Annotated in this window: 24 protein-coding genes; 11 read left to right on the top strand and 13 right to left on the bottom strand. The window is 55.6% G+C overall.

The genetic code is table 11. The annotated features are described in order from the left end of the window. Nucleotides 1-66 precede the first annotated feature (66 nt). Nucleotides 67-879: a sugar-phosphatase gene (gene yidA / locus APT89_RS06955; RefSeq protein ID WP_047363227.1), complete on the bottom strand. Its 813-nt coding sequence runs from the start codon at nt 877-879 to the stop codon at nt 67-69. Nucleotides 880-993: 114 nt separating this feature from the next. Then, a complete protein-coding gene (locus APT89_RS06950) occupies nt 994-2,019 on the bottom strand; it encodes a zinc-dependent alcohol dehydrogenase family protein (RefSeq protein WP_041911732.1) in 1,026 nt (341 codons plus the stop codon). A gap of 109 nt (nt 2,020-2,128) precedes the next feature. Between APT89_RS06950 and APT89_RS06945 the strand changes: the two genes are divergently transcribed. Then, the gene (locus APT89_RS06945) at nt 2,129-3,064 is read left to right on the top strand and encodes a LysR family transcriptional regulator (RefSeq protein WP_045630889.1); all 936 of its coding nucleotides are present in this window, start codon (nt 2,129-2,131) and stop codon (nt 3,062-3,064) included. 34 nt (nt 3,065-3,098) lie between these two features. On the opposite strand, the gene gyrB is transcribed toward APT89_RS06945, so the two are convergent. From gyrB to dnaA, 4 genes are read right to left on the bottom strand one after another with little or no spacing between them, the layout of a single operon-like run. Further along, complete coding sequence (gyrB, locus tag APT89_RS06940; RefSeq protein WP_028014934.1) at nt 3,099-5,510, bottom strand: DNA topoisomerase (ATP-hydrolyzing) subunit B; 2,412 nt, start codon at nt 5,508-5,510, stop codon at nt 3,099-3,101. Between the two features lie 28 nt (nt 5,511-5,538). Further along, nucleotides 5,539-6,612, bottom strand: coding sequence for a DNA replication/repair protein RecF (gene recF / locus APT89_RS06935; protein WP_041911734.1), 1,074 nt, complete (start codon nt 6,610-6,612; stop codon nt 5,539-5,541). After that, nucleotides 6,612-7,712, bottom strand: coding sequence for a DNA polymerase III subunit beta (gene dnaN / locus APT89_RS06930; protein ID WP_008500170.1), 1,101 nt, complete (start codon nt 7,710-7,712; stop codon nt 6,612-6,614). Before dnaN ends, recF begins: the two co-directional genes overlap by 1 nt. A 4-nt stretch (nt 7,713-7,716) precedes the next feature. Next, on the bottom strand, nt 7,717-9,111 hold the full coding sequence (dnaA, locus tag APT89_RS06925) for a chromosomal replication initiator protein DnaA (RefSeq protein WP_032644944.1): 1,395 nt from the start codon (nt 9,109-9,111) through the stop codon (nt 7,717-7,719). Nucleotides 9,112-9,710: 599 nt separating this feature from the next. On the opposite strand from dnaA, the gene rpmH reads away from it, so the two are divergent. The 9 genes from rpmH (at nt 9,711) to APT89_RS06885 (ending at nt 17,230) form a co-directional block, all read left to right on the top strand. Then, nucleotides 9,711-9,851, top strand: coding sequence for a 50S ribosomal protein L34 (gene rpmH, locus APT89_RS06920; protein ID WP_000831330.1), 141 nt, complete (start codon nt 9,711-9,713; stop codon nt 9,849-9,851). A gap of 16 nt (nt 9,852-9,867) precedes the next feature. After that, complete coding sequence (gene rnpA, locus APT89_RS06915; RefSeq protein WP_014072458.1) at nt 9,868-10,227, top strand: ribonuclease P protein component; 360 nt, start codon at nt 9,868-9,870, stop codon at nt 10,225-10,227. Then, nucleotides 10,191-10,448 (top strand): membrane protein insertion efficiency factor YidD, encoded by a 258-nt coding sequence (gene yidD, locus APT89_RS23215; protein ID WP_001307474.1) that lies wholly within the window; start codon nt 10,191-10,193, stop codon nt 10,446-10,448. Before rnpA ends, yidD begins: the two co-directional genes overlap by 37 nt. 2 nt (nt 10,449-10,450) lie before the next feature. Beyond that, complete coding sequence (yidC, locus tag APT89_RS06910; protein WP_060571964.1) at nt 10,451-12,094, top strand: membrane protein insertase YidC; 1,644 nt, start codon at nt 10,451-10,453, stop codon at nt 12,092-12,094. Nucleotides 12,095-12,166: 72 nt separating this feature from the next. After that, nucleotides 12,167-13,531, top strand: a complete 1,365-nt coding sequence (gene mnmE / locus APT89_RS06905; RefSeq protein WP_047363221.1) for a tRNA uridine-5-carboxymethylaminomethyl(34) synthesis GTPase MnmE — start codon at nt 12,167-12,169, stop codon at nt 13,529-13,531. Nucleotides 13,532-13,642: 111 nt separating this feature from the next. Further along, nucleotides 13,643-14,818: an MFS transporter gene (locus APT89_RS06900; RefSeq protein ID WP_041911736.1), complete on the top strand. Its 1,176-nt coding sequence runs from the start codon at nt 13,643-13,645 to the stop codon at nt 14,816-14,818. Continuing rightward, entirely contained in the window at nt 14,787-15,758 is a 972-nt protein-coding gene (gene yidZ, locus APT89_RS06895; protein WP_028014928.1) for an HTH-type transcriptional regulator YidZ, read from the top strand. Before APT89_RS06900 ends, yidZ begins: the two co-directional genes overlap by 32 nt. A gap of 122 nt (nt 15,759-15,880) precedes the next feature. Beyond that, nucleotides 15,881-16,627 carry a 4'-phosphopantetheinyl transferase family protein gene (locus APT89_RS06890; RefSeq protein ID WP_041911737.1) on the top strand — a complete coding sequence of 249 codons (747 nt, stop codon included), beginning with the start codon at nt 15,881-15,883 and terminating at the stop codon, nt 16,625-16,627. 36 nt (nt 16,628-16,663) lie between these two features. After that, nucleotides 16,664-17,230: an NADPH-dependent FMN reductase gene (locus tag APT89_RS06885; protein ID WP_003861147.1), complete on the top strand. Its 567-nt coding sequence runs from the start codon at nt 16,664-16,666 to the stop codon at nt 17,228-17,230. Between the two features lie 92 nt (nt 17,231-17,322). Here APT89_RS06885 and adeP read toward each other — a convergent pair whose 3' ends face one another. After that, a complete protein-coding gene (adeP, locus tag APT89_RS06880) occupies nt 17,323-18,660 on the bottom strand; it encodes an adenine permease AdeP (protein WP_157846186.1) in 1,338 nt (445 codons plus the stop codon). A 165-nt stretch (nt 18,661-18,825) separates the two neighbouring features. Between adeP and yieH the strand changes: the two genes are divergently transcribed. Next, entirely contained in the window at nt 18,826-19,491 is a 666-nt protein-coding gene (yieH, locus tag APT89_RS06875) for a 6-phosphogluconate phosphatase (RefSeq protein WP_045630884.1), read from the top strand. Between the two features lie 44 nt (nt 19,492-19,535). Here the strand turns inward: yieH and phoU are convergent, their stop codons facing one another. The 6 genes from phoU to stgD all read right to left on the bottom strand — a co-directional run bounded on the left by phoU (nt 19,536) and on the right by stgD (nt 25,414). Then, nucleotides 19,536-20,261: a phosphate signaling complex protein PhoU gene (gene phoU / locus APT89_RS06870; protein WP_003861153.1), complete on the bottom strand. Its 726-nt coding sequence runs from the start codon at nt 20,259-20,261 to the stop codon at nt 19,536-19,538. 26 nt (nt 20,262-20,287) lie between these two features. Beyond that, complete coding sequence (gene pstB, locus APT89_RS06865; protein ID WP_010426574.1) at nt 20,288-21,061, bottom strand: phosphate ABC transporter ATP-binding protein PstB; 774 nt, start codon at nt 21,059-21,061, stop codon at nt 20,288-20,290. 47 nt (nt 21,062-21,108) lie between these two features. Then, the gene (pstA, locus tag APT89_RS06860; protein WP_014881893.1) at nt 21,109-21,999 is read right to left on the bottom strand and encodes a phosphate ABC transporter permease PstA; all 891 of its coding nucleotides are present in this window, start codon (nt 21,997-21,999) and stop codon (nt 21,109-21,111) included. Continuing rightward, complete coding sequence (pstC, locus tag APT89_RS06855) at nt 21,999-22,958, bottom strand: phosphate ABC transporter permease PstC (protein WP_028014924.1); 960 nt, start codon at nt 22,956-22,958, stop codon at nt 21,999-22,001. Before pstC ends, pstA begins: the two co-directional genes overlap by 1 nt. Before the next feature lie 81 nt (nt 22,959-23,039). Then, the gene (gene pstS / locus APT89_RS06850) at nt 23,040-24,080 is read right to left on the bottom strand and encodes a phosphate ABC transporter substrate-binding protein PstS (protein ID WP_041911742.1); all 1,041 of its coding nucleotides are present in this window, start codon (nt 24,078-24,080) and stop codon (nt 23,040-23,042) included. 257 nt (nt 24,081-24,337) lie between these two features. Then, entirely contained in the window at nt 24,338-25,414 is a 1,077-nt protein-coding gene (gene stgD, locus APT89_RS06845) for a fimbrial protein StgD (RefSeq protein ID WP_082132709.1), read from the bottom strand. Between the last annotated feature and the right edge of the window lie 3 nt (nt 25,415-25,417).

Raw genomic sequence — 25,417 nt, 5'->3', positions numbered from 1 at the left:
ATTTGATAAATACAGGGCAAAAAAAAGCCCCGGTTGATAACCGGGGCTGATGATTGTAAATAAGCGTTACTGCAGCACAAACTTCTCGATCGCGTAGGCAACGCCGTCTTCCAGGTTAGATTTGGTGACGAAATCAGCCACCTCTTTCACCGAAGGAATGGCGTTATCCATTGCCACGCCAACGCCCGCGAATTCAATCATCGCGATGTCGTTTTCCTGGTCGCCGAGCGCCATGATTTCTTCCTGCTTAATCCCTAACGCATCAGCAAGTGATTTCACGCCGGTGCCCTTATTGACGCGTTTATCGAGGATTTCGAGGAAGTACGGCGCGCTTTTCAGCACGGTGTACTTCTCTTTTACCTCCGCCGGAATGCGCGCGATGGCTTTATCCAGGATCTCCGGCTCGTCGATCATCATCACCTTCAGGAACTGCGTCGCCGGATCCATTTTCTCGGCTTCACAGAACACCAGCGGAATGGTCGCAACGTAGGATTCATGCACCGTGTAGTAGCTGATATCGCGGTTGGCGGTGTAGAGCGTATTGCGATCGAGCGCGTGGAAGTGGGAGCCCACTTCACGGGACAGTTTTTCGAGGAACAGGTAGTCATCATAGCTCAGCGCAGTTTGCGCAACCGTGCTGCCGTCTGCGGCTTTCTGCACCAGCGCGCCGTTATAGGTGATGCAGTAATCGCCCGGCTGATTCATGTGCAGCTCTTTCAGGTAGCTGTGTACGCCCGCATATGGACGCCCCGTGGTCAGAACCACATTCACGCCCTTCGCTCGTGCGGCGGCGATCGCGTTTTTAACGGCAGGAGAGATAGTGTGGTCTGGCAGCAGCAGCGTGCCGTCCATATCGATTGCAATGAGTTTGATAGCCATGAGTTCCCCGGGATAAATGAGTGCTACCTCATGCTAACGCGATTAAGCACACAAAAATAGAGCTACATTGCGCAACAGAAACACCCCTTTTACGCTTAACCGGGGAACGACGACTTACTCGCGGGTGAGAACGATTTTACCGAATGCGCCGCGATCCAGATGTTCAAGGGCCTGTTCAAGCTCGTTAAAACGGTAGCGATGCTCAATCACCGGCTTCAGTCCCGTGACGTCAACAGCGCGGACGAAATCCTCCAGCGCCCGGCGGTGTCCCACGCCAATCCCTTGAATGACGGGGGATTTCAGCAGCAGCTCGCCAGCAGGCAGTGAAATGTCAGTCCCGGCCAGCACGCCAATCACTGAGATACGCCCGTGAACGGCAACGGCACGCAGGGAATGCTTCAGGTTTTCCCCACCTACGGTTTCGATAATATGGTCGATGCCGCGATCCTGAGTCAGCGCCAATGCTTCTTCAGCCCAGTCACTTTTCAGGCGGTTGACGCCCTGACTGGCGCCCAGTTTTTTGGCGAGCGCCAGCTTTTCATCGCTCCCGGACGTGACAATAACCTCTGCGCCGTGCGCTTTTGCAATTTGCAGGGCGAAAATCGCCACGCCGCCCGTCCCCTGTACCAGCACCGATTGCCCGGCGCGGAGCTGACCCCGCTCCACCAGCGCGAACCAGGCGGTAAGCCCTGCGCAGGGTAACGTGCTGGCCTCTGCGTCATTCAGAGTTTCCGGAGAGGCTACCAGCGCGTTTTCATTTACAACCACATATTCGGCCAGCATGCCCTGGAAATAGCCGCCGGACGTTTTGTAGGGCAAATCACGCGCGTCTGCCTGCGGCTTGCCGTCGATCCACTCCGGGAAGAAGGTTGAAATGACGCGAGCGCCGGGTTTGAAACGCGTGACACCTTCACCTACGCTGTCCACCACGCCCGCCATGTCAGACGCCGGGGTGAACGGGAAGGAAAGCGGAATCGGCATCGTGCCTTCGATGACCATTTTATCGCGATAGTTGAGCGCAACGGCATTTACCCGCACGCAAACCTCACCGGGGCCTGGCTGTGAAACCGATTCATGAATGAGTTTGAGATTCTCGCGCCCGAGGGCGTTCATTGACCAGCGCTGCATTGTCTCTGTCATTTTTTCCTCCTGCCATCAGATAAGCTTCAGTAATGACAGTCTACCGTTGACTCCTCGTCACCAGTGACGATAAGTTTTCTCTTCATTGACGCCTGAATGGATACAAACCGTGACCGATACACTGAAAGATATTCCTGTTTTTGTCGCTGCCGTGGAGGCAGGAAGCTTTGCGCAGGCCGCAGTTCGCCTGCACCTGTCGCGCTCTGCGGTGGGTAAAAGCATTGCTCGACTTGAGGAACGTCTGGGAGTGCGGCTGTTTCAGCGCACCACCCGCAGCCAGAGGCTCACCGATAACGGCGCCCTGTTCTACGAGCGCTGCCTGCGCGCGCTGGAGGAGATCAGGAGCGCGGAATCCCTGCTGGAAACGGGGAAACATCAGATCAACGGTCGGCTTCGTGTTGCCATGCCGGTGCTGTTTGGACGCCAGTGCGTCGCGCCGCTGCTGATTGAACTGGCGCAGGAACACCCTGGGCTTGAGCTTGAAATGTCGTTCAGCGACCGCGTGGTGGATCTGGTCGAGGAAGGCTTCGATATGGCGGTACGTAACGGCACGCTGCAGGACAGCAGCGTGCTGGTGGCCAGAAAGCTGGGAGAACACCGCATGGTCCTGTGCGCCTCGCCCGACTATCTGCAAAAAAGAGGTCATCCAGACGCTGTGGATGATTTATCCCGGCACGCGGCCATTAACTATCTGCGCGCAGGCCGCGTGCTATCCTGGCAGCTTATGGACAGCGACGGAACGCCGCGCACGTTTACGCCGCGGTCATCACTCAATATGGATGATTTGCAGGCCATCTGCGACGCGGCGGTGACCGGGCACGGCATTGCCTGGCTCCCCTGCTGGATGGCCATCAAAGAAATTCATCAGGGAAAGCTTGTCCCGCTCTTTAAGCAGGCGCCGGATGTCCATTTTGACGTCCATGCCGTCTGGCAACAGACGCCGTACCTGCCCCTGAGGGTAAGAATGGCCATAGATGCGCTGGCGAGCCGTTTACCGGCGGCGATGTCGCTGGACATTCCTGCGCCCATAAAAAAGCCGCGCTAAAAACGCGGCCAGTTTTCATGCGGGATAGCGACTGTTAAATATCGATATTCGCCGCTTTCAGCGCGTTCTCTTCAATGAACGCACGACGTGGTTCTACCGCATCGCCCATCAGGGTCGTGAACAGCTGGTCGGCAGCAATCGCGTCTTTAACGGTGACGCGCAGCATGCGACGGCTTTCCGGATCCATGGTGGTTTCCCACAGCTGATCCGGGTTCATTTCGCCCAGACCTTTATAACGCTGGATAGACAGACCGCGACGGGATTCTTTCACCAGCCAGTCCAGCGCCTGCTCGAAGCTTGCTACCGGCTGACGACGCTCGCCACGTTCGATGAAGGCATCGTCTTCGATCAGGCCGCGCAGCTTCTCGCCGAGGGTGCAGATACGGCGGTATTCCGGGCCGGTCACGAATTCGTGCTCCAGCGGGTAGTCGGTGTCGACGCCGTGAGTACGCACGCGAACAATCGGCTCAAACTGCTGTGCCGCATTCTGTTGAACGTCGAACTTCCACTGGCTGCCGTGCTGCTCTTTCTCGTTCAGCTCGCTCACCAGGGTATTCACCCAGCGGGTCACGGCCTGCTCGTTGCTCAGATCGGCTTCGGTCAGGGTTGGCTGATAGACCAGCTCCTTCAGCAGCGCTTTTGGATAGCGGCGTTCCATACGGCCAATCATTTTCTGCGTGGCGTTGAACTCGGAGACCAGACGCTCCAGCGGCTCGCCTGCCAGCGCTGGCGCGCTGGAGTTCGCGTGCAGGGTCGCGCCATCAAGGGCGATCGCGATTTGGTACTGATCCATCGCGTCGTCATCTTTAATGTACTGTTCCTGCTTGCCTTTCTTCACTTTGTACAGCGGCGGCTGCGCAATGTAGACGTGGCCACGCTCAACGATTTCAGGCATCTGACGATAGAAGAAGGTCAACAGCAGCGTACGGATGTGCGAGCCGTCGACGTCCGCATCGGTCATGATGATGATGCTGTGATAGCGCAGCTTGTCCGGGTTGTACTCGTCGCGGCCAATGCCGCAGCCGAGCGCGGTGATGAGCGTCGCCACTTCCTGAGAAGAGAGCATCTTGTCGAAGCGCGCTTTCTCAACGTTGAGGATTTTACCCTTCAGCGGCAGGATCGCCTGGTTCTTACGGTTACGGCCCTGCTTCGCAGAACCGCCCGCGGAGTCCCCTTCCACAAGGTACAGTTCAGACAGTGCCGGGTCGCGTTCCTGACAGTCAGCCAGCTTGCCCGGCAGGCCTGCCAGGTCCAGCGCGCCTTTACGACGGGTCATTTCACGGGCTTTACGCGCCGCTTCACGGGCACGTGCCGCATCGATAATTTTGCCCACCACGATTTTCGCATCGTTCGGGTTTTCCAGCAGGTATTCGCTCAGCAGTTCGTTCATCTGCTGCTCAACTGCCGATTTCACCTCAGAAGAAACCAGCTTGTCTTTGGTCTGTGAGGAGAACTTCGGATCCGGCACCTTCACGGAGACCACGGCAATCAGGCCTTCACGGGCGTCGTCACCGGTGGCGCTGACTTTCGCTTTTTTGCTGTAGCCTTCTTTGTCCATGTAGGCGTTCAGGGTACGGGTCATCGCCGCACGGAAGCCCGCAAGGTGAGTACCGCCGTCGCGCTGTGGAATGTTGTTGGTAAAGCAGTAGATGTTTTCCTGGAAACCGTCGTTCCACTGCAGCGCCACTTCCACGCCGATACCGTCTTTTTCGGTGGAGAAATAGAAGATATTTGGGTGAATTGGCGTTTTGTTCTTGTTCAGATACTCAACAAACGCCTTGATACCGCCTTCGTAGTGGAAGTGGTCTTCTTTATTGTCGCGTTTGTCGCGCAGGCGAATAGAGACGCCGGAGTTCAGGAACGACAGTTCACGCAGGCGCTTCGCCAGGATGTCGTACTCGAATTCAGTGACGTTGGTGAAGGTTTCAAGGCTCGGCCAGAAACGCACCATGGTACCGGTTTTATCGGTATCACCGGTAACGGCCAGCGGGGCTTCAGGCACGCCGTGCTGATAGATCTGACGGTGAATTTTGCCTTCGCGCTGAATAACCAGCTCCAGCTTTTGCGACAGGGCGTTTACTACGGAAACGCCTACGCCGTGCAGGCCGCCTGAAACCTTATAGGAGTTATCGTCGAACTTACCGCCTGCGTGCAGTACGGTCATGATCACTTCCGCAGCAGAGACGCCCTCTTCCGGGTGAATACCGGTCGGGATGCCACGGCCGTCATCGGTAACGGAGACGGAGTTGTCCGCATGGATGGTGACCACGATGTCTTTACAGTGACCCGCGAGCGCTTCGTCGATAGCGTTATCTACCACCTCGAATACCATGTGGTGCAGACCGGTGCCGTCATCCGTGTCGCCGATATACATACCCGGGCGCTTACGCACCGCATCCAGCCCTTTCAGGACTTTGATACTGGAGGAGTCATAAGAATTCGACATCAACGTTTCTCGCTCATTTCAACTTGGGTTAATCCGTTATTTTACCCTTTTCCACGGTAAACATCTTCGAATTTTCGTCCGACATGTCCATAACGTGTTCAGCGCTAATGGCGCTGACGAAAACCTGCGACTGCGTGGCTTTTAAGCGGCTGGCAAGCAGCCCGCGCCGCGCGTCGTCAAGTTCCGAGGCAAAATCATCTATCAGGTACAGGCAGCGTCGTCCGCTCTCGCGGGTGAGGAACTCCCCCTGCGCCAGGCGTAGCGCGCACATCAGGAGCTTGAGCTGCCCGCGCGACAGCGTGTCTTCCACCGGCGCACCGTCGGCACGAATGCGGAAATCCGCCTTGTGCGGGCCGTGCGCGGTGTAGGTCAACATCCGATCGCGCTCGAAGCTTCTCTCTAACACCTCGGCATAATCCGTCTCTTTCTCCCAGCCACGCTGGAAGGAGAAGGTGAGAGAGAACTCGGGTAAAAACTGTTTGCAGGTGTCGGCCATATCTTCGGCGATACCCGCGCTGTATTCGGCACGCCAGCGGCTGATCTGTTCCGCAAGAGGGATGAGTTCCATGTCCCACGGACGCAGCTGGGCGTAGCGCGTGACCTGGCGCAACGCGGCGTTACGCTGTTTAAGCAGACGCTTCAGGTTGCTCCAGGCGTTAAAGAAACCGGCTTCATTGTGAAAGCATCCCCAGTCGAGGAACGCTCTTCTGTATTTGGGGCCGCCGTTGAGTAAAGTAAACCCCTCGGGCGTAATCAGCTGCATTGGCATCAGCAGCGCCAGCTCCGCCACCTTGTGGCCATCGGTGCCGTCGATGCGCACCTTGCTGTCGCCCAGCTTGTCTTTGGTCAGGCCGATGGCGGTTTCCCGCTCTGCGCCCTGCAAACGCCCGTGCAGAACAAAGGATTCCTGCTCGTGGCGAATGACGCGACCAATCTGCAAACTGCGAAACGCCCGGCCATGGCCGAGCGTATAGATGGCTTCCAGCACGCTGGTTTTGCCGCTGCCGTTCGCGCCAACCAGGAAGTTAAAGCCGGGGGATAAAGCGAGATCCGCGCTTTCGATATTGCGAAAGTCGCGGATCAACAGACGGGTGAGCGACATTACAGTCTCATTGGCATGACAACATAAGCCGCGCTTTGGCTGGCCGCATCTTCAATCTGTACGCTCGAAACGGAGTCGGTCAGCAGAATACGCACATTCTCGCATTTCAGTGCATTGAGCACATCCAGCACGTAGCTGACGTTGAAGCCGATTTCCATCTCAGCCCCGGCGTAGGTGACGTCCAGAATCTCTTCTGCCTCTTCCTGCTCCGGGTTGTTGGCGGTGATTTTGATCTGGTTTTCACTCACGTACAGGCGTACGCCGCGGAATTTCTCGTTCGAGAGAATGGCCGCGCGGGCAAACGCCTGCTTGAGGCTATCGCAGCCCGCTTCCAGCGTTTTGTCCGGGTTCTTCGGCAATACGCGGCGATAATCCGGGAAACGGCCATCAACCAGCTTCGAAGTGAAGACAAAATCGCCCACGTGGGCACGGATGTTATTGCTGCCAATCTGCACCCGCAGCGGCGTGTCACCGCCGTCGAGCATACGCATCAGTTCAATCACGCCTTTACGCGGCACGATCACCGAATGGTTCGGCAGCGAGTCGCCAATCGGCATGGAACAGACCGCCAGACGGTGGCCGTCGGTCGCCACGGTACGCAGCTCTTCACCTTCGGTTTCGAACAGCATGCCGTTTAAGTAGTAACGAACGTCCTGATGCGCCATGGAGAACTGCGTGGCTTCAATCAGACGCTTCATCGTCGCCTGCGGAAGAGTGAATTCAACTTCACTCTGCCAGTCGTCCAGGTTCGGGAAGTCCGCAGCGGGTAGCGTGGAAAGGGAGAAACGGCTGCGGCCAGAGCGCACCAGCATGCGGTCGCCCTCCAGCTGCACGGCGATTTCAGCGCCTTCCGGCAACCCGCGGCAAATATCAAAGAATTTACGTGCCGGAACCGTGGTCGCGCCCGCGTCGTGCGGCTGCGTCAACGTAACGCGCGCGATCATTTCCATTTCCAGATCTGTACCGGTCAGCGACAGCGTACCGTCCGCGACCTGAAGCAGCAGGTTTCCGAGAATAGGCAGCGTTGGGCGGCCGCCTAATGGGCCACTCACCTGTTGCAGCGGTTTTAATAAATGTTCACGTTCAACGGTAAATTTCATAGCGTCACGATGATAATGTTCTGATTAGATTGGAAAAATCTTCTTTTATGTCGTGGCTTTCTTCGCGTAACTGCTCAATCTTGCGACAAGCGTGCAGCACGGTCGTATGGTCACGGCCACCAAACGCATCGCCGATTTCCGGCAGACTGTGGTTGGTTAACTCCTTTGCCAGCGCCATCGCCATCTGACGCGGACGCGCCACCGAGCGGGAACGACGTTTAGACAGTAAATCTGCCACTTTGATCTTGTAGTACTCAGCCACCGTCTTTTGAATATTGTCGATGGTGACCAGTTTTTCCTGCAATGCCAATAAATCGCGCAGTGCTTCACGCACAAAATCGATGGTGATCGCACGACCGGTGAAGTTGGCATTGGCAATAACGCGGTTCAGCGCCCCTTCCAGCTCACGCACGTTGGAGCGCAGGCGCTTGGCGATGAAGAACGCCACTTCACCCGGCAGGCGGATGTCGTTCTCATCGGCTTTCTTCATCAGGATCGCGACGCGGGTTTCCAGCTCCGGTGGCTCGATCGCCACGGTCAGGCCCCAGCCGAAGCGGGATTTCAGACGATCTTCAACGCCGTTGATCTCTTTAGGATAACGATCCGAGGTCAAAATGATCTGCTGATTGCCTTCCAGCAGGGCGTTGAAGGTGTGGAAAAATTCTTCCTGCGATCGTTCTTTATTGGCAAAGAACTGGATGTCATCGATCAGCAGCGCGTCAACGGAACGGTAGTAGCGTTTAAACTCTTCGATCGCATTGTTTTGCAGGGCTTTTACCATGTCCTGAACGAAGCGCTCGGAGTGCATATACACCACTTTCGCGTTGGGCTTGCGCGCCATAATGCCGTTACCTACCGCATGCAGCAGGTGGGTTTTACCGAGACCCGTGCCGCCATACAGGAACAGCGGGTTGTAAGCACCGCCGGGGTTATCGGCAACCTGACGGGCTGCCGCGCGCGCCAGTTGGTTCGACTTACCTTCAACGAAGTTATCGAACGTGTGTTTCACGTTAACGTTAGAGCGGTAGGTTGGCTCTGCGGGGGCAGGGACGTTATCCCAGCCCTGACGAGCAGGTGCAACGCGAGGCGCCGGAGCCGGAACAGCCTGAGCGGGCGCGGCTACATTTACGGTTTCACGAACGGTTTGGGTGACCGGCTTTGTGCCCACTTCAAAACGCAGCTGTGGGACATCTGACCCGCAAAAATCGTTCAGCAGGCCATTGATGTTATTAAGGTACTTGTCTCTTACCCAATCGAGCACAAAACGGTTTGGCGCATACAAAGCCAGCGTGTTATCGCTCAGCTCCGCCTGCAACGGGCGGATCCACATACTGAATTCTGTGGCTGGTAACTCATCCTGCAATCGGGCAAGACACTGCTGCCAAAGCGAAAGTGACACGGCGGACTCCACTCGAACAATAAAAGAAAACTATTGAATATTCATGATTGTTGGCGCACATCGACATGACCCTGTGTAAAGGGGGACGTGCGAATTGCTATCTGCAATTTATCCTGACCAGGATCCTGGGATCCCGATCGGGACCGCGGATCATAGCGTAAACTGAGCCAGAGATCTTCTGTTTCTCACAGATTCTTCCCGATTTATCCACAGGAAGATCCGAAACGGGGTAAGTGTAAACGATCCTGGCGCGAGTGCCCCGCGATTTAGCCCGCATATTGGAAAATTTAATGAGCAGCGACAATTTATTGCTTAAATGATCTAACGAAGATCCGGGACGATCCTTGCGCTTTGTTGGCGAGGCCGTATAATCCTCGACCCGGCGCGTGATGCTCATCTTCCTGCGTCGTCCGTTGCTCATTTTCCACGCGAAATCGTGCGGAAATACGCGGGAAATAAGGAAAGAGAATTGACTCCGGAGTGTACAATTATTACAATCCGGCCTCTTTAATCACCCACGGCTTCGGCGTCCGTCATTCGAAACTCGGTCGGGCATCCGCAAAAGTCATGAATTTTTTCAAGTTTAGGTAGAAATCGCCATGAAACGCACTTTTCAACCGTCTGTACTGAAGCGCAACCGTTCTCACGGCTTCCGTGCTCGTATGGCTACTAAAAATGGTCGTCAGGTTCTGGCACGTCGTCGTGCTAAAGGCCGCGCTCGTCTGACCGTTTCCAAGTAATAAAGCTAACCCCTGAGTGGTTAAGCTAGCATTTCCCAGGGAGTTACGTTTGTTAACTCCCACTCATTTCACTTTCGTCTTCCAGCAGCCACAACGGGCTGGCACGCCGCAAATCACCATCCTCGGCCGCCAAAATTCGCTGGGGCATCCCCGCATCGGTCTCACAGTCGCTAAGAAAAACGTTAAGCGTGCGCATGAACGCAACCGGATTAAACGTCTGACGCGTGAAAGCTTCCGTTTACGTCAGCACGAACTGCCTTCTATGGATTTCGTGGTGGTGGCTAAAAAGGGGGTTGCCGACCTCGATAACCGTGCTCTCTCGGAAGCGTTGGAAAAATTATGGCGCCGCCACTGTCGCCTGGCTCACGGGTCCTGATAGCCCTCATTCGGGTCTATCAACGCCTGATTAGTCCGCTACTCGGGCCGCACTGCCGTTTCACACCCACATGCTCAAGCTACGGAATTGAGGCATTGCGCAGGTTTGGAGTGATAAAAGGCAGTTGGTTGACGGTGAAACGCGTATTAAAATGCCACCCTTTACACCCCGGTGGAGACGACCCCGTCCCCCCAGGACCTTTTGATACCAGAGAACACTAACGATGGATTCGCAACGCAATCTTCTTATCATCGCTTTGTTGTTCGTGTCTTTCATGATCTGGCAGGCATGGGAGCAGGATAAAAATCCTCAACCCCAGCAACAGACCACGCAGACCACGACCACCGCAGCGGGTAGCGCCGCCGACCAGGGCGTACCGGCCAGTGGCCAGGGGAAACAGATTACGGTTAAGACCGATGTGCTTGAGCTGACTATCAACACCCGTGGTGGTGATGTTGAGCAGGCGCTGCTGTTGACCTACCCGAAAGAGCTGAAGTCTAACGAACCGTTCCAGTTACTGGAAACCACACCGGAGTTCCTGTATCAGGCGCAGAGCGGCCTGACCGGTCGTGATGGCCCGGACAATCCGGCTAACGGTGCGCGTCCACTGTATAACGTCGAGAACGACACCTTTGTACTGGCCGATGGCCAGAACGAACTCGTTATCCCGATGACCTACACCGACGCGGCAGGCAACACCTTCACCAAAACCTTCACCCTGAAACGCGGTGAGTATGCGGTGAACGTGGGCTACAGCGTACAGAACGCCGGTGCGAAACCGCTGGAACTGTCTACCTTCGGTCAGCTGAAGCAGTCCATCAATCTGCCGTCACACCGTGACACCGGAAGCAGCAACTTTGCGCTGCATACCTTCCGTGGCGCGGCGTACTCCACGCCTGATGCGAAGTACGAGAAATACAAATTCGACACCATTGCCGATAACGAAAACCTGAACGTCAGCTCCAAAGGCGGTTGGGTAGCAATGCTGCAGCAGTATTTCGCGACCGCGTGGATCCCGAATAACGACGGTACGAATAACTTCTACACCGCGAACCTGGGCAACGGTATTGCAGCCATCGGCTACAAATCACAGCCTGTTCTGGTTCAGCCGGGTCAAACCGGTAAGCTGGCAAGCACCCTGTGGGTCGGCCCGGAAATTCAGGACAAAATGGCCGCTGTTGCGCCGCACCTGGATCTGACCGTTGATTACGGCTGGTTGTGGTTCATCTCTCAGCCGCTGTTTAAGCTGCTGAAGTTCATCCACAGCTTCCTGGGTAACTGGGGCTTCTCCATCATCGTTATCACCTTCATCGTGCGTGGCATCATGTACCCGCTGACCAAAGCGCAGTACACCTCCATGGCGAAGATGCGCATGCTGCAGCCGAAGATTCAGGCGATGCGTGAGCGTCTGGGCGATGATAAACAGCGTCAGAGCCAGGAGATGATGGCCCTGTATAAGGCAGAGAAAGTGAACCCACTGGGTGGTTGCTTCCCGCTGCTGATTCAGATGCCAATCTTCCTTGCGCTGTACTACATGCTGATGGGTTCCGTTGAGCTGCGCCACGCGCCGTTCGCTCTGTGGATCCATGACCTGTCCGCACAGGACCCGTACTACATCCTGCCGATCCTGATGGGCATGACGATGTTCTTCATCCAGAAGATGTCGCCAACCACCGTGACCGACCCGATGCAGCAGAAGATCATGACCTTTATGCCGGTCATCTTCACCGTGTTCTTCCTGTGGTTCCCGTCAGGTCTGGTGCTGTACTATATCGTCAGCAACCTGGTGACCATCATCCAGCAGCAGCTGATTTACCGTGGTCTGGAAAAACGTGGCCTGCATAGCCGCGAAAAGAAAAAGTCCTGATTCGGTAAGATAACGCTAAAATAAGGGCGGTCGATTGACCGCCTTTTTTATTTGTATTGAACGAGAGCAACCATGAGCCATAACGACACTATCGTCGCCCAGGCAACCCCACCGGGACGCGGTGGTGTAGGCATTCTGCGTATCTCCGGCCTGAAGGCGCGCGAGGTGGCCGAAGCGGTGCTGGGTAAACTGCCAAAGCCGCGCTACGCTGATTACCTGCCGTTTAAAGATGCCGACGGCACGGCGCTGGACCAGGGCATTGCGCTGTGGTTCCCCGGCCCGAACTCCTTTACCGGCGAAGACGTGCTGGAACTTCAGGGCCACGGCGGCCCGGTTATCCTCGACCTGCTGTTAAAACGTATTCTGACCCTGCCGGGCCTGCGCATTGCGAAGCCGGGCGAATTCTCCGAGCGTGCCTTCCTGAACGACAAACTCGACCTGGCACAGGCCGAGGCGATTGCAGACCTGATCGACGCCAGCTCTGAACAGGCGGCCCGCTCCGCCCTGAACTCGCTGCAGGGCGCGTTTTCCGCACGTGTGAATCACCTTGTGGAAGCACTTACTCACCTGCGAATCTATGTCGAAGCGGCTATCGACTTCCCGGACGAGGAAATCGACTTCCTCTCTGACGGTAAAATCGAAGCCCAGCTGAACCAGGTGATGAGCGATCTGGATGCCGTCCGCGCCGAAGCGCGTCAGGGCAGCCTGCTGCGTGAAGGGATGAAGGTCGTCATTGCTGGTCGCCCTAACGCCGGGAAATCGAGCCTGCTGAACGCCCTGGCGGGCCGTGAAGCGGCAATCGTAACCGACATAGCCGGTACCACCCGCGACGTGCTGCGCGAGCACATCCACATCGACGGCATGCCGCTGCACATTATCGATACCGCGGGTCTGCGCGATGCCAGCGACGAGGTTGAGCGCATCGGTATCGAGCGCGCCTGGCAGGAAATCGAGCAGGCCGACCGCGTGCTGTTTATGGTAGATGGCACCACGACCGACGCCGTTGACCCGGCGGAGATCTGGCCGGACTTTATCGCCCGTCTGCCGGCCAAACTGCCTATCACCGTGGTGCGTAACAAAGCGGACGTGACCGGCGAAACGCTGGGCATCAGTGATGTGAATGGTCACTCACTTATTCGCCTTTCGGCACGTACAGGGGAAGGCGTGGAAGCCCTGCGTAACCATCTCAAGCAGAGCATGGGCTTTGATACCAGCATGGAAGGCGGCTTCCTGGCGCGTCGCCGTCACCTGCAGGCGCTGGAAGAGGCGGCACGCCATCTTGACCAGGGTAAAGCGCAGCTTATCGGCGCGTGGGCAGGTGAACTGCTGGCGGAAGAGCTGCGTCTGGCGCAGCAGAATCTGAGCGAGATCACCGGGGAGTTCACGTCGGACGATCTGTTGGGCAGGATTTTCTCGAGCTTCTGTATTGGTAAGTAATTCCCGCTAATCCATGGTGATTTCCTCCTGGGAAATCACCATTGTCCAAATGGCAACTCGCCTTAACCCTTTTCACCCCCTATTCTGCATGCCTGCATTTATGGGGGGTTTATGGCGCGTTTTCTGTTTTGTAGTTTCGCATTAGTTCTGCTTTATCCGTCGGGTATTGATATGTATCTGGTGGGATTACCGCACATCGCCCGCGATCTGGGTGCCAGCGAAGCGCAGCTGCATATCGCGTTTTCGGCCTACCTCGCAGGAATGGCGTCGTCGATGGTCTTTGCCGGGAAGATCGCGGATAAGGCTGGCCGTCAGCCCGTCGCAATTACCGGAGCCATCATCTTTGCCCTGGCCTCTCTTCTCTGCTCACAGGCACAGAACAGTACCTTGTTCCTGGCAGGACGGTTCATCCAGGGCATTGGTGCCGGCGGCTGTTACGTGGTGGCGTTTGCCATTTTGCGCGACACCTTAAGCGCCCAGCGCCGTGCTAAAGTGCTCTCCATGCTGAACGGGATAACCTGCATCATTCCGGTGCTGGCACCGGTTGTAGGCTATCTGATCATGCTGAAATTCCCGTGGCAGAGCTTGTTCTGGACCATGGCTGCAATGGGCGCCCTGGTCTTTGTGTTGTCGATCGCCGTACTGAAAGAGACCCACCCGGGATCGCAGAATCCCAGCCATACCGCGACCATTCATCCGGCAGAGAAACTTCTCAATCGCTTTTTCCTCAGCCGTCTGGCCGTAACCACGTTAAGCGTGGCGGTGATCCTGACGTATGTAAACGTTTCCCCGGTGTTGCTGATGGAGACCATGGGTTTCGATCGCGGTGAGTATTCCACGGTAATGGCATTAACCGCTATGGTCAGTATGGCCGTCTCATTTTCTACCCCCTTCGCGCTGAATCTCTTCCGCCAGCGCACGCTGATGCTGACCTCGCAGGTACTGTTTCTCGCCGCAGGTGTGGTTCTGGCAACCACCAGCTCGCATGCGCTGATGCTGGTGGGCATTACGCTCATCTGTGCCGGGTTCTCGGTTGGCTTTGGCGTGGCGATGAGTCAGGCGCTCGGCCCGTTCTCGCTGCGGGCAGGCGTGGCAAGCTCGGTGCTGGGGATCGCGCAGGTCTGCGGCTCGTCTCTGTGGATATGGCTGGCGGCAGTCATCGGACTTAACGCGCTCAATATGCTGATCGGGATTCTGATTGGCTGTAGCATAGTCTGCATCACCTTACTTATGGTCATCCAGCCCGCGGCACAGTATGAAGAAGCCCATCAGCAGTCTCGATCTTAACCTGTTGCTTTGCCTGCAGCTTTTGCTGCAGGAGCGCAGCGTCACCAAAGCCGCAAAGCGGATGAACGTGACGCCGTCGGCGGTGAGTAAATCGCTGGCCAGGCTGCGCGACTGGTTTGACGACCCTCTGTTTGTCAAAACGCCGTTAGGGCTGCTGCCTACGCCGCTGACGGTCAGCCTGGAGCAGGATTTGGCCGACTGGATGCAGATCGGCAACCAGATCCTCGATAAATCTCACCATGATTCGCCTGGCGGGCTGACGTTTGTGCTGGCCGCCGAAACGCCGCTGATGCTCATCCGCTTTAACGCCCTGCTTGAGCAGGTGAACCAGCGTTATCCGCAGGCCACGGTGAAGATGCGTCACTGGGATTACGACTCGCTGGACGCCATTACGCGCGGGGAAGTGGACGTTGGCTTCACCGGTCGCGAAACCCACCCGCGCTCGCGTGAACTGCTGAAGCTGATGCCGTGGTTTATCGACTACGAAATCCTGTTTAGCGACCGTCCATACGTCTATTTGCGTGAGGACCACCCCGCTTTGCAGGAGGAGTGGAATCTGGAGACCTTCCTGCGCTATCCCCATATCAGTATCTTCTGGGAACGGAGCGACACCTGGGCGCTGGATGAGGTGCTAAAAGAGATGGGGCGGGAGAGAAACATTGCCATGTGTTTGCCGGGCTTTGAGCAGTCGATGTTTATGGCGGCGCAGCCCGGCCATAACTATATCGCCACGGCTCCCCACTACTGTCGCCACTACAATGAACTCCACCAGCGGAAGCTGATCGCGCTTCCTATTCCCATTGACGAAGCGCAGGCTGAAAAGCTGACCGTTCCCTTCACGCTGATCTGGCATAAACGGAACAGCCATAATCCGAAAATCCTCTGGCTGCGGGAGACCATCAAGGCGTTGTACGGTGGCAGCGATCCAATTTTTGCCTAAGAAAATGTAAAGTTCGGCCTTCAGGCTTCTCTTACTCCGATTTACTGATTAAAACAGGAGCCAAGTTAAGCGATAATCATGTAACCGTTTAACCGATTACGACCATTATCAAGGAGCGAAAAATGGCAACGCACTTTGCAAGAGGGATACTTACAGAAGGACGTCTCGTATCGGCCAGACTCTCTTCAGCCTGTCACAGTGAGGCGCTCAAACTCCCCGAACACCGCAGGACGCGGTTTTTAGCCTCGAGAGCACTTCTCGCAGAACTGCTGTTTATGCTGTACGGCACCAGCGAACTGCCGGAGATCGTCACGCAACCAGAAGGCCGCCCGGTCTTTGCTGACCCGGAACTCCCCCGTTTTTCCATTGCCTATACGGGCAATATCATTGGCGTGGCGCTGACCACCGAAGGGGATTGCGGGCTGGATATGGAGCTTCAGCGTGCGACGCGGAGCTTCCACGGTGCTAACGCGCATAACGACTACCCGCTCTCCAGCAATGAAAAGCTGTGGGTACGCAATCAAAACGATCCTGTTGAAGCCAGAGCCCAACTCATTACCCTGCGTCAGAGCATTCGTAAGCTCTGTGGATGTGCGTCTGACGATGCCAGTCTGTTGCAACTGCTGCCAGGATCAGGACGCCTGCGCGCCACGAGAGCCACGCTGGTTGAAGCGCTCAGCGATGCTGAGGACGTGTTGATCTGGTCCATTGCCGTCACCCCGGCCATCGAACGCATGAAAATCTGGGAATTTGACAGCCAACAGGGATGGCGTAGCCTTCCTGATGTGCCCGAGCGCGCCAACGAGCCCGCCGCGCGTCTGATGCGTTTAACCAGTTTACCGGCAGAAAAAGCATTTACCCATAGCTGATCCAATCAGGGTCATCATGATGAAACAGGAGTAATCATGTCTGATACGTTGAAAGTAGTTACGTTACTGGGAAGCCTGCGCAAAGGTTCATTTAACGGAATGGTTGCCCGCACGCTGCCGCAGCTGGCCCCGGCTGGTATGGAAATTAGCGCCCTGCCATCTATTGGCGATATCCCGCTGTATGATGCTGACGTTCAGCAAGAAGAAGGGTTTCCGCAGAGCGTGGAGGCGATAGCCGAGCAGATCCGCCAGGCCGACGGTGTGGTCATTGTTACGCCGGAGTATAACTACTCGGTTCCGGGTGGCCTGAAGAACGCGATTGACTGGTTATCCCGTTTACCGGAGCAGCCGCTGTCTGGCAAACCGGTGCTGATCCAGACCAGCTCAATGGGCGCGATTGGTGGCGCACGCTGCCAGTACCACCTGCGTCAGATCCTGGTGTTCCTGGATGCGATGGTGATGAACAAGCCGGAATTTATGGGCGGTGTGATTCAAAACAAGGTCGACCCGCAGACGGGTGAAGTGGTGGATCAGAGCACGCGTGACCATCTCTCTGGCCAGCTGACCGCGTTCGGGGATTATATTAAGCGGGTGAAGGCGTAAGATAATTGCGGCCTGATGCCCTCACCCTGACCCTCTCCCACGGGGAGAGGGAACAAACACTAAAGCCCTTTTCGAAGAAAAGGGCTTACTGTTTATTTGGCGTCAATAAACACAATCTTCAACACAAACAGCAGCGCAACGATAATCACGCACGGGCTGAGTTCGCGGAAGCGGCCGGTACCGATCTTCATTACGCAGTAAGAGATAAAGCCCAGCGCGATACCTTCGGTGATCGAGAAGCTGAACGGCATCATCACGGCGGTAATAAAGGCCGGCACCGCTTCGGTTAAATCTTCCCACTTCACGCGCGCCAGGCTCGAGGTCATCAGCACGCCCACGTAAATCAGCGCGCCGGCAGCCGCATACGGTGGAACCATACCCGCCAGCGGAGAGAGGAAGATCACCAGCAGGAACAGGATACCCACCACCACCGCCGTCAGGCCGGTACGGCCACCCACAGAAACGCCGGAAGAGGATTCAATGTAAGCGGTAACAGATGAGGTGCCGATGAAAGAACCCGCGACGGAAGAGATGCTGTCCACATACAGCGCCTGCTTCATGCGCGGGAATTTGCCTTTCTCGTCAGCCAGACCCGCTTTGTCCGTCACGCCGATCAGCGTACCGGAGGAGTCAAACAGGTTGACCAGCATGAAGGAGAAGATCACGCCCGCCAGGCCCAGGTTCAGGGAACCCGCCAGGTCAACGTGACCAACAACGGTAGAGACGCTCGGTGGCGCCGAGACGATTCCCTTGTAGTGAACGTCGCCAAGCATCCAGCCCAGAAGCGTCGTCACAATGATAGAAACCAGCACCGCAGCGTGGATGTTGCGCGACGCCAGGATCGCGATGATGAAGAAGCCCAGCACGCCCAGCAGCACACTGTGCGAGGTCAGGTTACCGATGCTCACCAGCGTTTCCGGGTTCGCCACGATCACACCGGCGTTTTTCAGACCCATCATGCCGATGAACAGACCGATACCGCTGGTGATACCCACGCGCAGGCTCACCGGGATATTGGCAATCATCCAGTAGCGGACGCGGAAGATGGTCAGCAGCAGCAGGCCGACCGCACCCCAGAAGATAGCGCCCATACCAACCTGCCACGGCAGGCCCATCGCCTGAACCACCACGAACGCGAAGAACGCATTCAGGCCCATAGCGGGTGCCAGCGCCACAGGCAGGTTAGCGAAAACGCCCATCAGGATGCTGCCAAGGGCCGCGATCAGACAGGTGGTAACAAAGACGGCGCTGGTGTCCATGCCAGCGACGCCCAGAATTTGCGGGTTCACAAAAACGATATAGACCATCGTCAGGAAGGTGGTGAAACCGGCGATCACTTCGGTGCGTGCCGTTGTGCCGTGCTCGCGCAGTTTGAATACGCGCTCAAGCAGACCCTGACCAGATGTCTGGGTTGTGTGTTGTTGACTCATCATCAATTTCCGAACAAGGAGGGAAAATTCGTCGCTATCCTATACCAAAATGCGACAATAGTGGCGGTTACGGGATACTTTTTTCATTGATTATGCTTATACGGCAACGATTGCGTCTCGTAAATGTGTCGTACGTAAACGTTAAACTTGTTAAAAGGGAAGGGCATGTCCGGAATTGAAGCGGTATTTTTCGACTGTGACGGTACGCTGGTCGACAGTGAGGTCATTTGTTCCCGCGCGTATGTCGCCATGTTCCAGGAATTTGGCATTACGCTCGATCTCGAAGAGGTGTTCAAACGCTTTAAGGGCGTGAAGCTGTACGAGATCATCGACATCATTAACGAAGAGCACGGGGTGGATCTGGCGAAAGCGGAGCTGGAACCGGTGTACCGCGCCGAGGTCGCACGCCTCTTTGACTCAGAACTGGAAGTTATTGCCGGGGCTAACGCGCTGCTGGATGCGATGACGGTGCCAATCTGCGTAGTTTCCAACGGTCCGGTCAGCAAAATGCAGCATTCACTGGGCAAGCTTGAAATGCTGCACCACTTTCCGGAAAAACTGTTCAGCGGCTACGATATCCAGCGCTGGAAGCCCGATCCGGCGCTGATGTTCCACGCGGCGAAGGCGATGAACGTCAACGTGGAGAACTGCATTCTGGTGGATGACTCGCCTGCGGGCGCCCAGTCGGGGATTGATGCGGGGATGGAGGTGTTTTACTTCTGTGCCGATCCGCACAACAAGCCGATCGATCATCCAAAAGTGACGACCTTTACCGATCTGGCGCAATTGCCAGAGTTGTGGAAGGCACGCGGGTGGGATATTACGCGTTAAGCTAACGTAGGGCGGGTAAGCGCCAGCGCCACCCGCCACAAACATCACTCTTTCGGATCTTTACCCGCCAGCAGCTTGTCCAGCTCGTCGCCGCCCACGTGACGGAAGTCCTGACCCTTCACGAAGTAGAAAATATATTCGCAAATGTTCTGGCAGCGGTCGCCGATACGCTCGATAGAGCGCGCGCAGAACAGGGCCGTCAACACGCTTGGGATGGTACGGGAATCTTCCATCATGTAGGTCATCAGCTGACGCACAATGCCTTCATACTCCTGGTCGACTTTCTTGTCTTCACGGTAGATACGAACCGCTTCGTCCAGATCCATACGCGCAAAGGCATCCAGCACGTCGTGCAGCATCTGCACGGTGTGGCGGCCCAGCGACTCCAGGCTCACCAGCAGCGGCTGATGCTGCTGGGAAAACTTCTCCAGCGCGGTGCGGCAGATTTTATCCGCCACGTCACCAATACGTTCCAGCTCGGCGATGGTTTTAATGATCGCCATTACCAGACGCAGGTCGCTCGCGGTCGGCTGACGCTTGGCGATAATACGCACGCAGGCTTCGTCGATCGCCACTTCCATCATGTTGACGTTATGGTCGCCTTCGATGACGCGCTTCGCCAGCTCGCTGTCCTGGTTATGCATTGCCGTAATCGCATCAGAAAGCTGCTGCTCGACCATGCCACCCATGGTCATCACCTGCGTGCGAATACTTTCCAGCTCTGCGTTGAACTGGCCTGAAATGTGTTTATTAAGATTGAGGTTGTCCATGGTTTCTCCACATGCACTAAGGCAAATCAACCGTAGCGGCCAGTAATATAATCTTCGGTTTGTTTCTTCGCGGGCCGGGTGAACAGCGCGTCCGTATCGCTGAACTCGATCAACTCGCCCAGGTACATAAACGCCGTGTGATCTGAGCAACGCGCAGCCTGCTGCATGTTGTGGGTCACGATAACCACGGTGTAATCCTGCTTCAGCTCGGTGATCAGCTCTTCAATACGGCCGGTTGAGATCGGGTCCAGCGCTGAACATGGTTCATCCAGCAGCAACACTTCCGGGCGAATGGCGATACCGCGCGCAATGCACAGACGCTGCTGTTGACCACCGGAGAGAGAGTACCCGCTCTGATGAAGTTTATCTTTGGTTTCGTTCCATAATGCGGCCTTGGTCAATGCCCACTGCACGCGCTCGTCCATGTCCGCACGGGAGAGCTTCTCAAACAGGCGAACGCCAAACGCGATGTTGTCATAGATGGACATCGGGAACGGCGTCGGTTTCTGGAACACCATCCCCACTTTGGCACGCAGCAGGGCGATATCCTGGGCCTGGGTCAGAATGTTTTCGCCATCCAGGATAATTTCACCTTCAGCGCGCTGCTCCGGATAGAGCGAATACATTTTGTTAAAGGTACGCAGCAGCGTGGACTTGCCACAGCCAGACGGACCGATGAATGCCGTGACCTGGTTCTTCGCGATATCCAGGTTGATGTTCTTCAGGGCATGGAATTTGCCGTAGTAGAAGTTCAAATCACGAACCTGAATCTTACCCGGGGCAGTATCAACCATACTCATTGACTCATTTCCTCATTCGACGCCGCGAGCTGCCGCGCCGTAAAAAATTAACCGTGTTTCTTCTTCGCGAAAATGACGCGCGCCAGAATGTTCAGCAACAGTACGCAAAGGGTGATGATCAGCACCCCGGCCCAGGCCAGCTGCTGCCATTCCGCGAATGGGCTCATCGCAAATTTAAAGATCGTCACCGGCAGGTTGGCGATCGGCTGCATCATGTCCGTGCTCCAGAACTGGTTGGAGAGGGCAGTAAACAGCAGCGGTGCCGTTTCACCGGCAATACGGGCGATAGCCAGCAGGATACCGGTCATGATCCCGGAGACCGACGCTTTGAGGGTGATCGCAGAAATCATTTTCCATTTCGGCGTACCCAGCGCGTAAGCTGCTTCACGCAGGCTATCCGGCACCAGTTTCAGCATGTTTTCGGTGGTACGAATGACGATAGGCACCTGCAGCAGCGCCAGCGCAATTACGCCTGCCCAGCCGGAGAAGTGTTCCATTTGCGCGACTACAATGGTGTAAACAAACAGGCCCACGACAATCGACGGAGCGGAAAGCAGGATGTCGTTAATGAAGCGAATCACCTCTGCCAGCCAGGATTTACGCCCGTACTCGGCCAGGTAGATGCCGGCCATGATGCCCAGCGGCGTACCGAAAACGGTCGCCCACAGGATCAGCAGGCCGCTGCCCGCCAGGGCGTTCGCCAGACCACCACCCGCCGTATTTGGCGGCGGCGTCATCTCGGTGAACAGCGCCAGAGACATTCCATCAATACCACGGGTGATGGTGGACATCAGGATCCAGATCAGCCAGAACAGGCCGAATGCCATCGTTGCCATGGAAAGCGTCAGCGCAATGCGGTTTTTAAAACGACGCTTCGCCTGCATTTTGCGGCGGGATTCGGCAAGCTGAGCGGTGCTTTGCATTTCGAGAGTTGCCATCAGCGTGCCCCCTCATTTTTCGCGAGACGCAAGATCATCAGCTTGGAAATCGCCAGAACAATGAAGGTGATAACGAACAGAATCAGACCCAGTTCCATCAGCGCTGCGACGTGAAGCCCGGATTCCGCTTCGGCAAATTCGTTTGCCAGCGCGGAGGTAATACTGTTACCCGGCATATAGAGTGAAGCGCTGTCGAGCTGGTAGGTGTTACCGATGATAAAGGTGACCGCCATCGTTTCACCCAGCGCGCGACCTAAGCCCAGCATTACGCCGCCGATCACCCCATTTTTGGTGAACGGAAGGACAATGCGCCAGATAACTTCCCAGGTGGTACAGCCGATGCCGTAGGCCGACTCTTTCATCATCACCGGGGTTTGTTCGAAGACATCGCGCATTACCGCCGCAATGTACGGAATAATCATGATGGCGAGGATCACACCTGCCGCCAGAATACCGATACCGAATGCCGGGCCAGAGAACAGGGCTCCCACAAACGGAACGGCGGAGAGAACATTACCTACCGGCTCCTGGAAGTACGTGGCAAACAGCGGCGCAAAGATAAACAGGCCCCACATGCCGTATACGATACTTGGGATGGCCGCCAGCAGTTCAATGGCAATACCCAGCGGGCGACGCAGCCAGCCCGGCGCCAGTTCCGTCAGGAACAGCGCAATACCGAAGCTTACCGGAACCGCAATCAGCAGGGCGATGAACGAGGTCACCAGCGTACCGTAAATCGGCACCAGCGCACCGTAGATATCGTTCGGCGCGTCCCACTCTTTGGTCCACAGGAAGGAGAAACCGAATTTCTGAATGCTCGGCCAGGAGGAGAAAATCAGAGACACGATAATGCCGCCCAGCAGCAATAGCACAATCAGCGCAGCCAGTTTGACCAGCGCGCCGAAAATCATGTCACCTTTTTTACCCGGAGGGTTAAATGCAGGCTTGGTTGCAGCCATAAATCACTCTTCTGTTAAACGCGTTTACGAAATCGGCGGGTAAGCGCAAGCGCCACCCGCCATTTTCGTCAGAATGCTAAATTAATACAATGCTTTACCGCTGCTGTCTTTCACGTTGGTTTTCCATGCAGCACGAATCTGCTCAACCACGCTGTCTGGCAGGCTGGCGTAATCCAGGTCGTTAGCCTGTTTGCCGCCGTTTTTGTATGCCCAGTCAAAGAACTTCAGCACTTCAGTACCTTGCTCTGGTTTCTTCTGATCTTTGTGAATCAGAATGAACGTTGTAGAAGTGATTGGCCACGCGTTGTCGCCTTTCTGGTTAGTCAGATCCTGTGCGAAGGATTTGCTCCAGTCAGCGCCTTTCGCTGCGTTAGCGAAGTTCTCTTCAGTTGGGCTAACCGGTTTGCCGTCAGCAGAAACCAGTTTGGTGTAAGCCAGGTTGTTCTGCTTAGCGTAAGCGTATTCTACGTAACCGATAGAGCCAGGCAGACGCTGTACGAAGGCAGCGATGCCGTCGTTACCTTTACCGCCCAGACCGGTTGGCCAGTTAACGGTAGAGCCGGAGCCGACTTTCGATTTCCACTCTTCGTTCACTTTTGCCAGGTAGCTGGTGAACACGAAGGAGGTACCGGAACCATCAGCACGACGAACCACAGCAATGTTCTGCGAAGGCAGCTTAACGCCCGGGTTCAGTTTGGTGATGGCTTCGTCATCCCATTTTTTGATTTTGCCCAGGTAGATGTCACCCAGGGTTTTGCCGTCCAGCACCAGCTCGCCTGATTTCAGGCCAGGGATGTTAACGGCCAGCACAACGCCGCCGATCACGGTCGGGAACTGGAACAGGCCTTCCTGATTCAGTTTCTCATCTGACAGCGGAGCGTCAGATGCGCCGAAATCAACGGTATTCGCGGTAATTTGTTTAACGCCACCGGAGGAGCCGATACCCTGATAGTTAACCTTGTTGCCGGTTTCCTTCTGGTAGGTATCCGCCCATTTGGCATACACCGGCGCAGGGAAGGTTGCACCGGCACCTGTCAGGCTTGCTGCTGCGAATACAGAGAAAGCGCTCATGGATAAGGTCGCGGCGACAACAGTTGCGACAGTGGTACGCATAACTTTCATAATGTCTCCTGCAAGGATTTCGTAAATCATTGTTTAAGTGGCTACGATGAGCAAAATAGGACAAACAGGTGACAGATAAATGTACGAAATATGACAGTTTTATGACAATGCATGCCTGCACGTTAACCTCATGAATAAACACATGATTTTATTTTTCACTAAAGCATCATGATGAAAGGAAGTGTGGTTCAGAATGGAAAAAATGACAATGACTGTAATATGTAACAGGGGCGGAAACATTTCGCCCCTGTGTTTATTCAGTTGGCGATCTCCAGCGTGATGGTGGCGTAGGCGTCAAAGGTCCCCGGCCTGGGCTGAGCGCCTGTCGCACTGGCTGGCGCCGCGGAAAACGTCAGCGAGTTGGTTTCTGCCCCCTGATTGTTCGGCCCCCTGTCCATACTCATGCTGCCGCCGTTCACATTCACCGCGCGGTCGGCCTTGTCATAAATGACAATCCCGACATCATCATTACCGTTGACTTTCATCATTGTCGCGCTGGAGTCAACCGGATCGGCATGAAGGGAAGAGTAGACGATATTTTCATCCCTAATTCCGGTGCACTGGACGAGGATGGTTTTGGTCACCTTGTGGCTGGAAACGGGCGTGCCCTGCACCGCAGAAAACGCCGTAGAAGGAATTTTACCAAAATCGATTTCCAGCGACTGCCCCGACGCAATCTCACAGCTTTGCGGTGCGACGATATCACCCGAAATACGGATTTCTGCCAGCTTTTCGGTACTCGCCAAAGAGGATTGTGTGTTTATTCCGCCGTACAGATCCGCGACGATCGTGCCGGGTACCGTGACCTTGCCGATAAAAGGTTTGTTAACCAGAAATGACAGCTTGATCTCCGATCCCGTATCCAGTATCGCCTGGTTGCCTTCTTCGCCATCCGCATAGCAGTACATACCGGAGGTTACGCGATTTGGTTCCGCAGAAAAGGGTACGGGAATAAAGTTACGTCCCAATACATGAATCGAGGAGGCAATACTCAAGTTGTCATTCAGTCTGTAGTAGGTATAACCGTTTCTCGTCGTATCGACGTTCAGAGGCGAAGTGGCCGTATAGTAAATCTCTCGAAAGACGGTGGTATAGCGCGTCAGGCAATTACATTCAACTTTATAGGTCGTGGGGGACGTTAGGGTCTCCAGATCTCTTATCTCCATACCCGCTTTATTTTTATCAGCCGGTATTTGCTGATTATTCACATTCAGATTGTAGAGATAGGTTCCACCTACTGCATGGCAGATCCCATCCCCCGCAAGCGCAGCATTGCTCCATGTACTGAACAAAAGCGTCATTACAACAAACAGCCTTTTCGAACCGAATTTCATTGC

This window comes from Enterobacter sp. 50588862, from assembly GCF_001462935.1.
Lineage (GTDB): Bacteria > Pseudomonadota > Gammaproteobacteria > Enterobacterales > Enterobacteriaceae > Enterobacter > Enterobacter bugandensis.
The sequence above is the reverse complement of the archived record's forward strand: the minus strand, read 5'-3'. Positions and strand labels throughout refer to the sequence as shown.

Coding starts and splice junctions, on each gene's coding strand:
- adeP (WP_157846186.1), bottom strand. CDS start 18,660: ATGAGTCAACAACACACAACCCAGACATCTGGTCAGGGTCTGCTTGAG.
- stgD (WP_082132709.1), bottom strand. CDS start 25,414: ATGAAATTCGGTTCGAAAAGGCTGTTTGTTGTAATGACGCTTTTGTTC.
- phoU (WP_003861153.1), bottom strand. CDS start 20,261: ATGGACAACCTCAATCTTAATAAACACATTTCAGGCCAGTTCAACGCA.
- dnaN (WP_008500170.1), bottom strand. CDS start 7,712: ATGAAATTTACCGTTGAACGTGAACATTTATTAAAACCGCTGCAACAG.
- rpmH (WP_000831330.1), top strand. CDS start 9,711: ATGAAACGCACTTTTCAACCGTCTGTACTGAAGCGCAACCGTTCTCAC.
- yidZ (WP_028014928.1), top strand. CDS start 14,787: ATGAAGAAGCCCATCAGCAGTCTCGATCTTAACCTGTTGCTTTGCCTG.
- pstA (WP_014881893.1), bottom strand. CDS start 21,999: ATGGCAACTCTCGAAATGCAAAGCACCGCTCAGCTTGCCGAATCCCGC.
- APT89_RS06885 (WP_003861147.1), top strand. CDS start 16,664: ATGTCTGATACGTTGAAAGTAGTTACGTTACTGGGAAGCCTGCGCAAA.
- yidD (WP_001307474.1), top strand. CDS start 10,191: ATGGCGCCGCCACTGTCGCCTGGCTCACGGGTCCTGATAGCCCTCATT.
- pstS (WP_041911742.1), bottom strand. CDS start 24,080: ATGAAAGTTATGCGTACCACTGTCGCAACTGTTGTCGCCGCGACCTTA.
- yidA (WP_047363227.1), bottom strand. CDS start 879: ATGGCTATCAAACTCATTGCAATCGATATGGACGGCACGCTGCTGCTG.
- APT89_RS06900 (WP_041911736.1), top strand. CDS start 13,643: ATGGCGCGTTTTCTGTTTTGTAGTTTCGCATTAGTTCTGCTTTATCCG.
- APT89_RS06950 (WP_041911732.1), bottom strand. CDS start 2,019: ATGACAGAGACAATGCAGCGCTGGTCAATGAACGCCCTCGGGCGCGAG.
- APT89_RS06890 (WP_041911737.1), top strand. CDS start 15,881: ATGGCAACGCACTTTGCAAGAGGGATACTTACAGAAGGACGTCTCGTA.
- yieH (WP_045630884.1), top strand. CDS start 18,826: ATGTCCGGAATTGAAGCGGTATTTTTCGACTGTGACGGTACGCTGGTC.
- yidC (WP_060571964.1), top strand. CDS start 10,451: ATGGATTCGCAACGCAATCTTCTTATCATCGCTTTGTTGTTCGTGTCT.
- mnmE (WP_047363221.1), top strand. CDS start 12,167: ATGAGCCATAACGACACTATCGTCGCCCAGGCAACCCCACCGGGACGC.
- recF (WP_041911734.1), bottom strand. CDS start 6,612: ATGTCGCTCACCCGTCTGTTGATCCGCGACTTTCGCAATATCGAAAGC.
- gyrB (WP_028014934.1), bottom strand. CDS start 5,510: ATGTCGAATTCTTATGACTCCTCCAGTATCAAAGTCCTGAAAGGGCTG.
- pstB (WP_010426574.1), bottom strand. CDS start 21,061: ATGAGTATGGTTGATACTGCCCCGGGTAAGATTCAGGTTCGTGATTTG.
- pstC (WP_028014924.1), bottom strand. CDS start 22,958: ATGGCTGCAACCAAGCCTGCATTTAACCCTCCGGGTAAAAAAGGTGAC.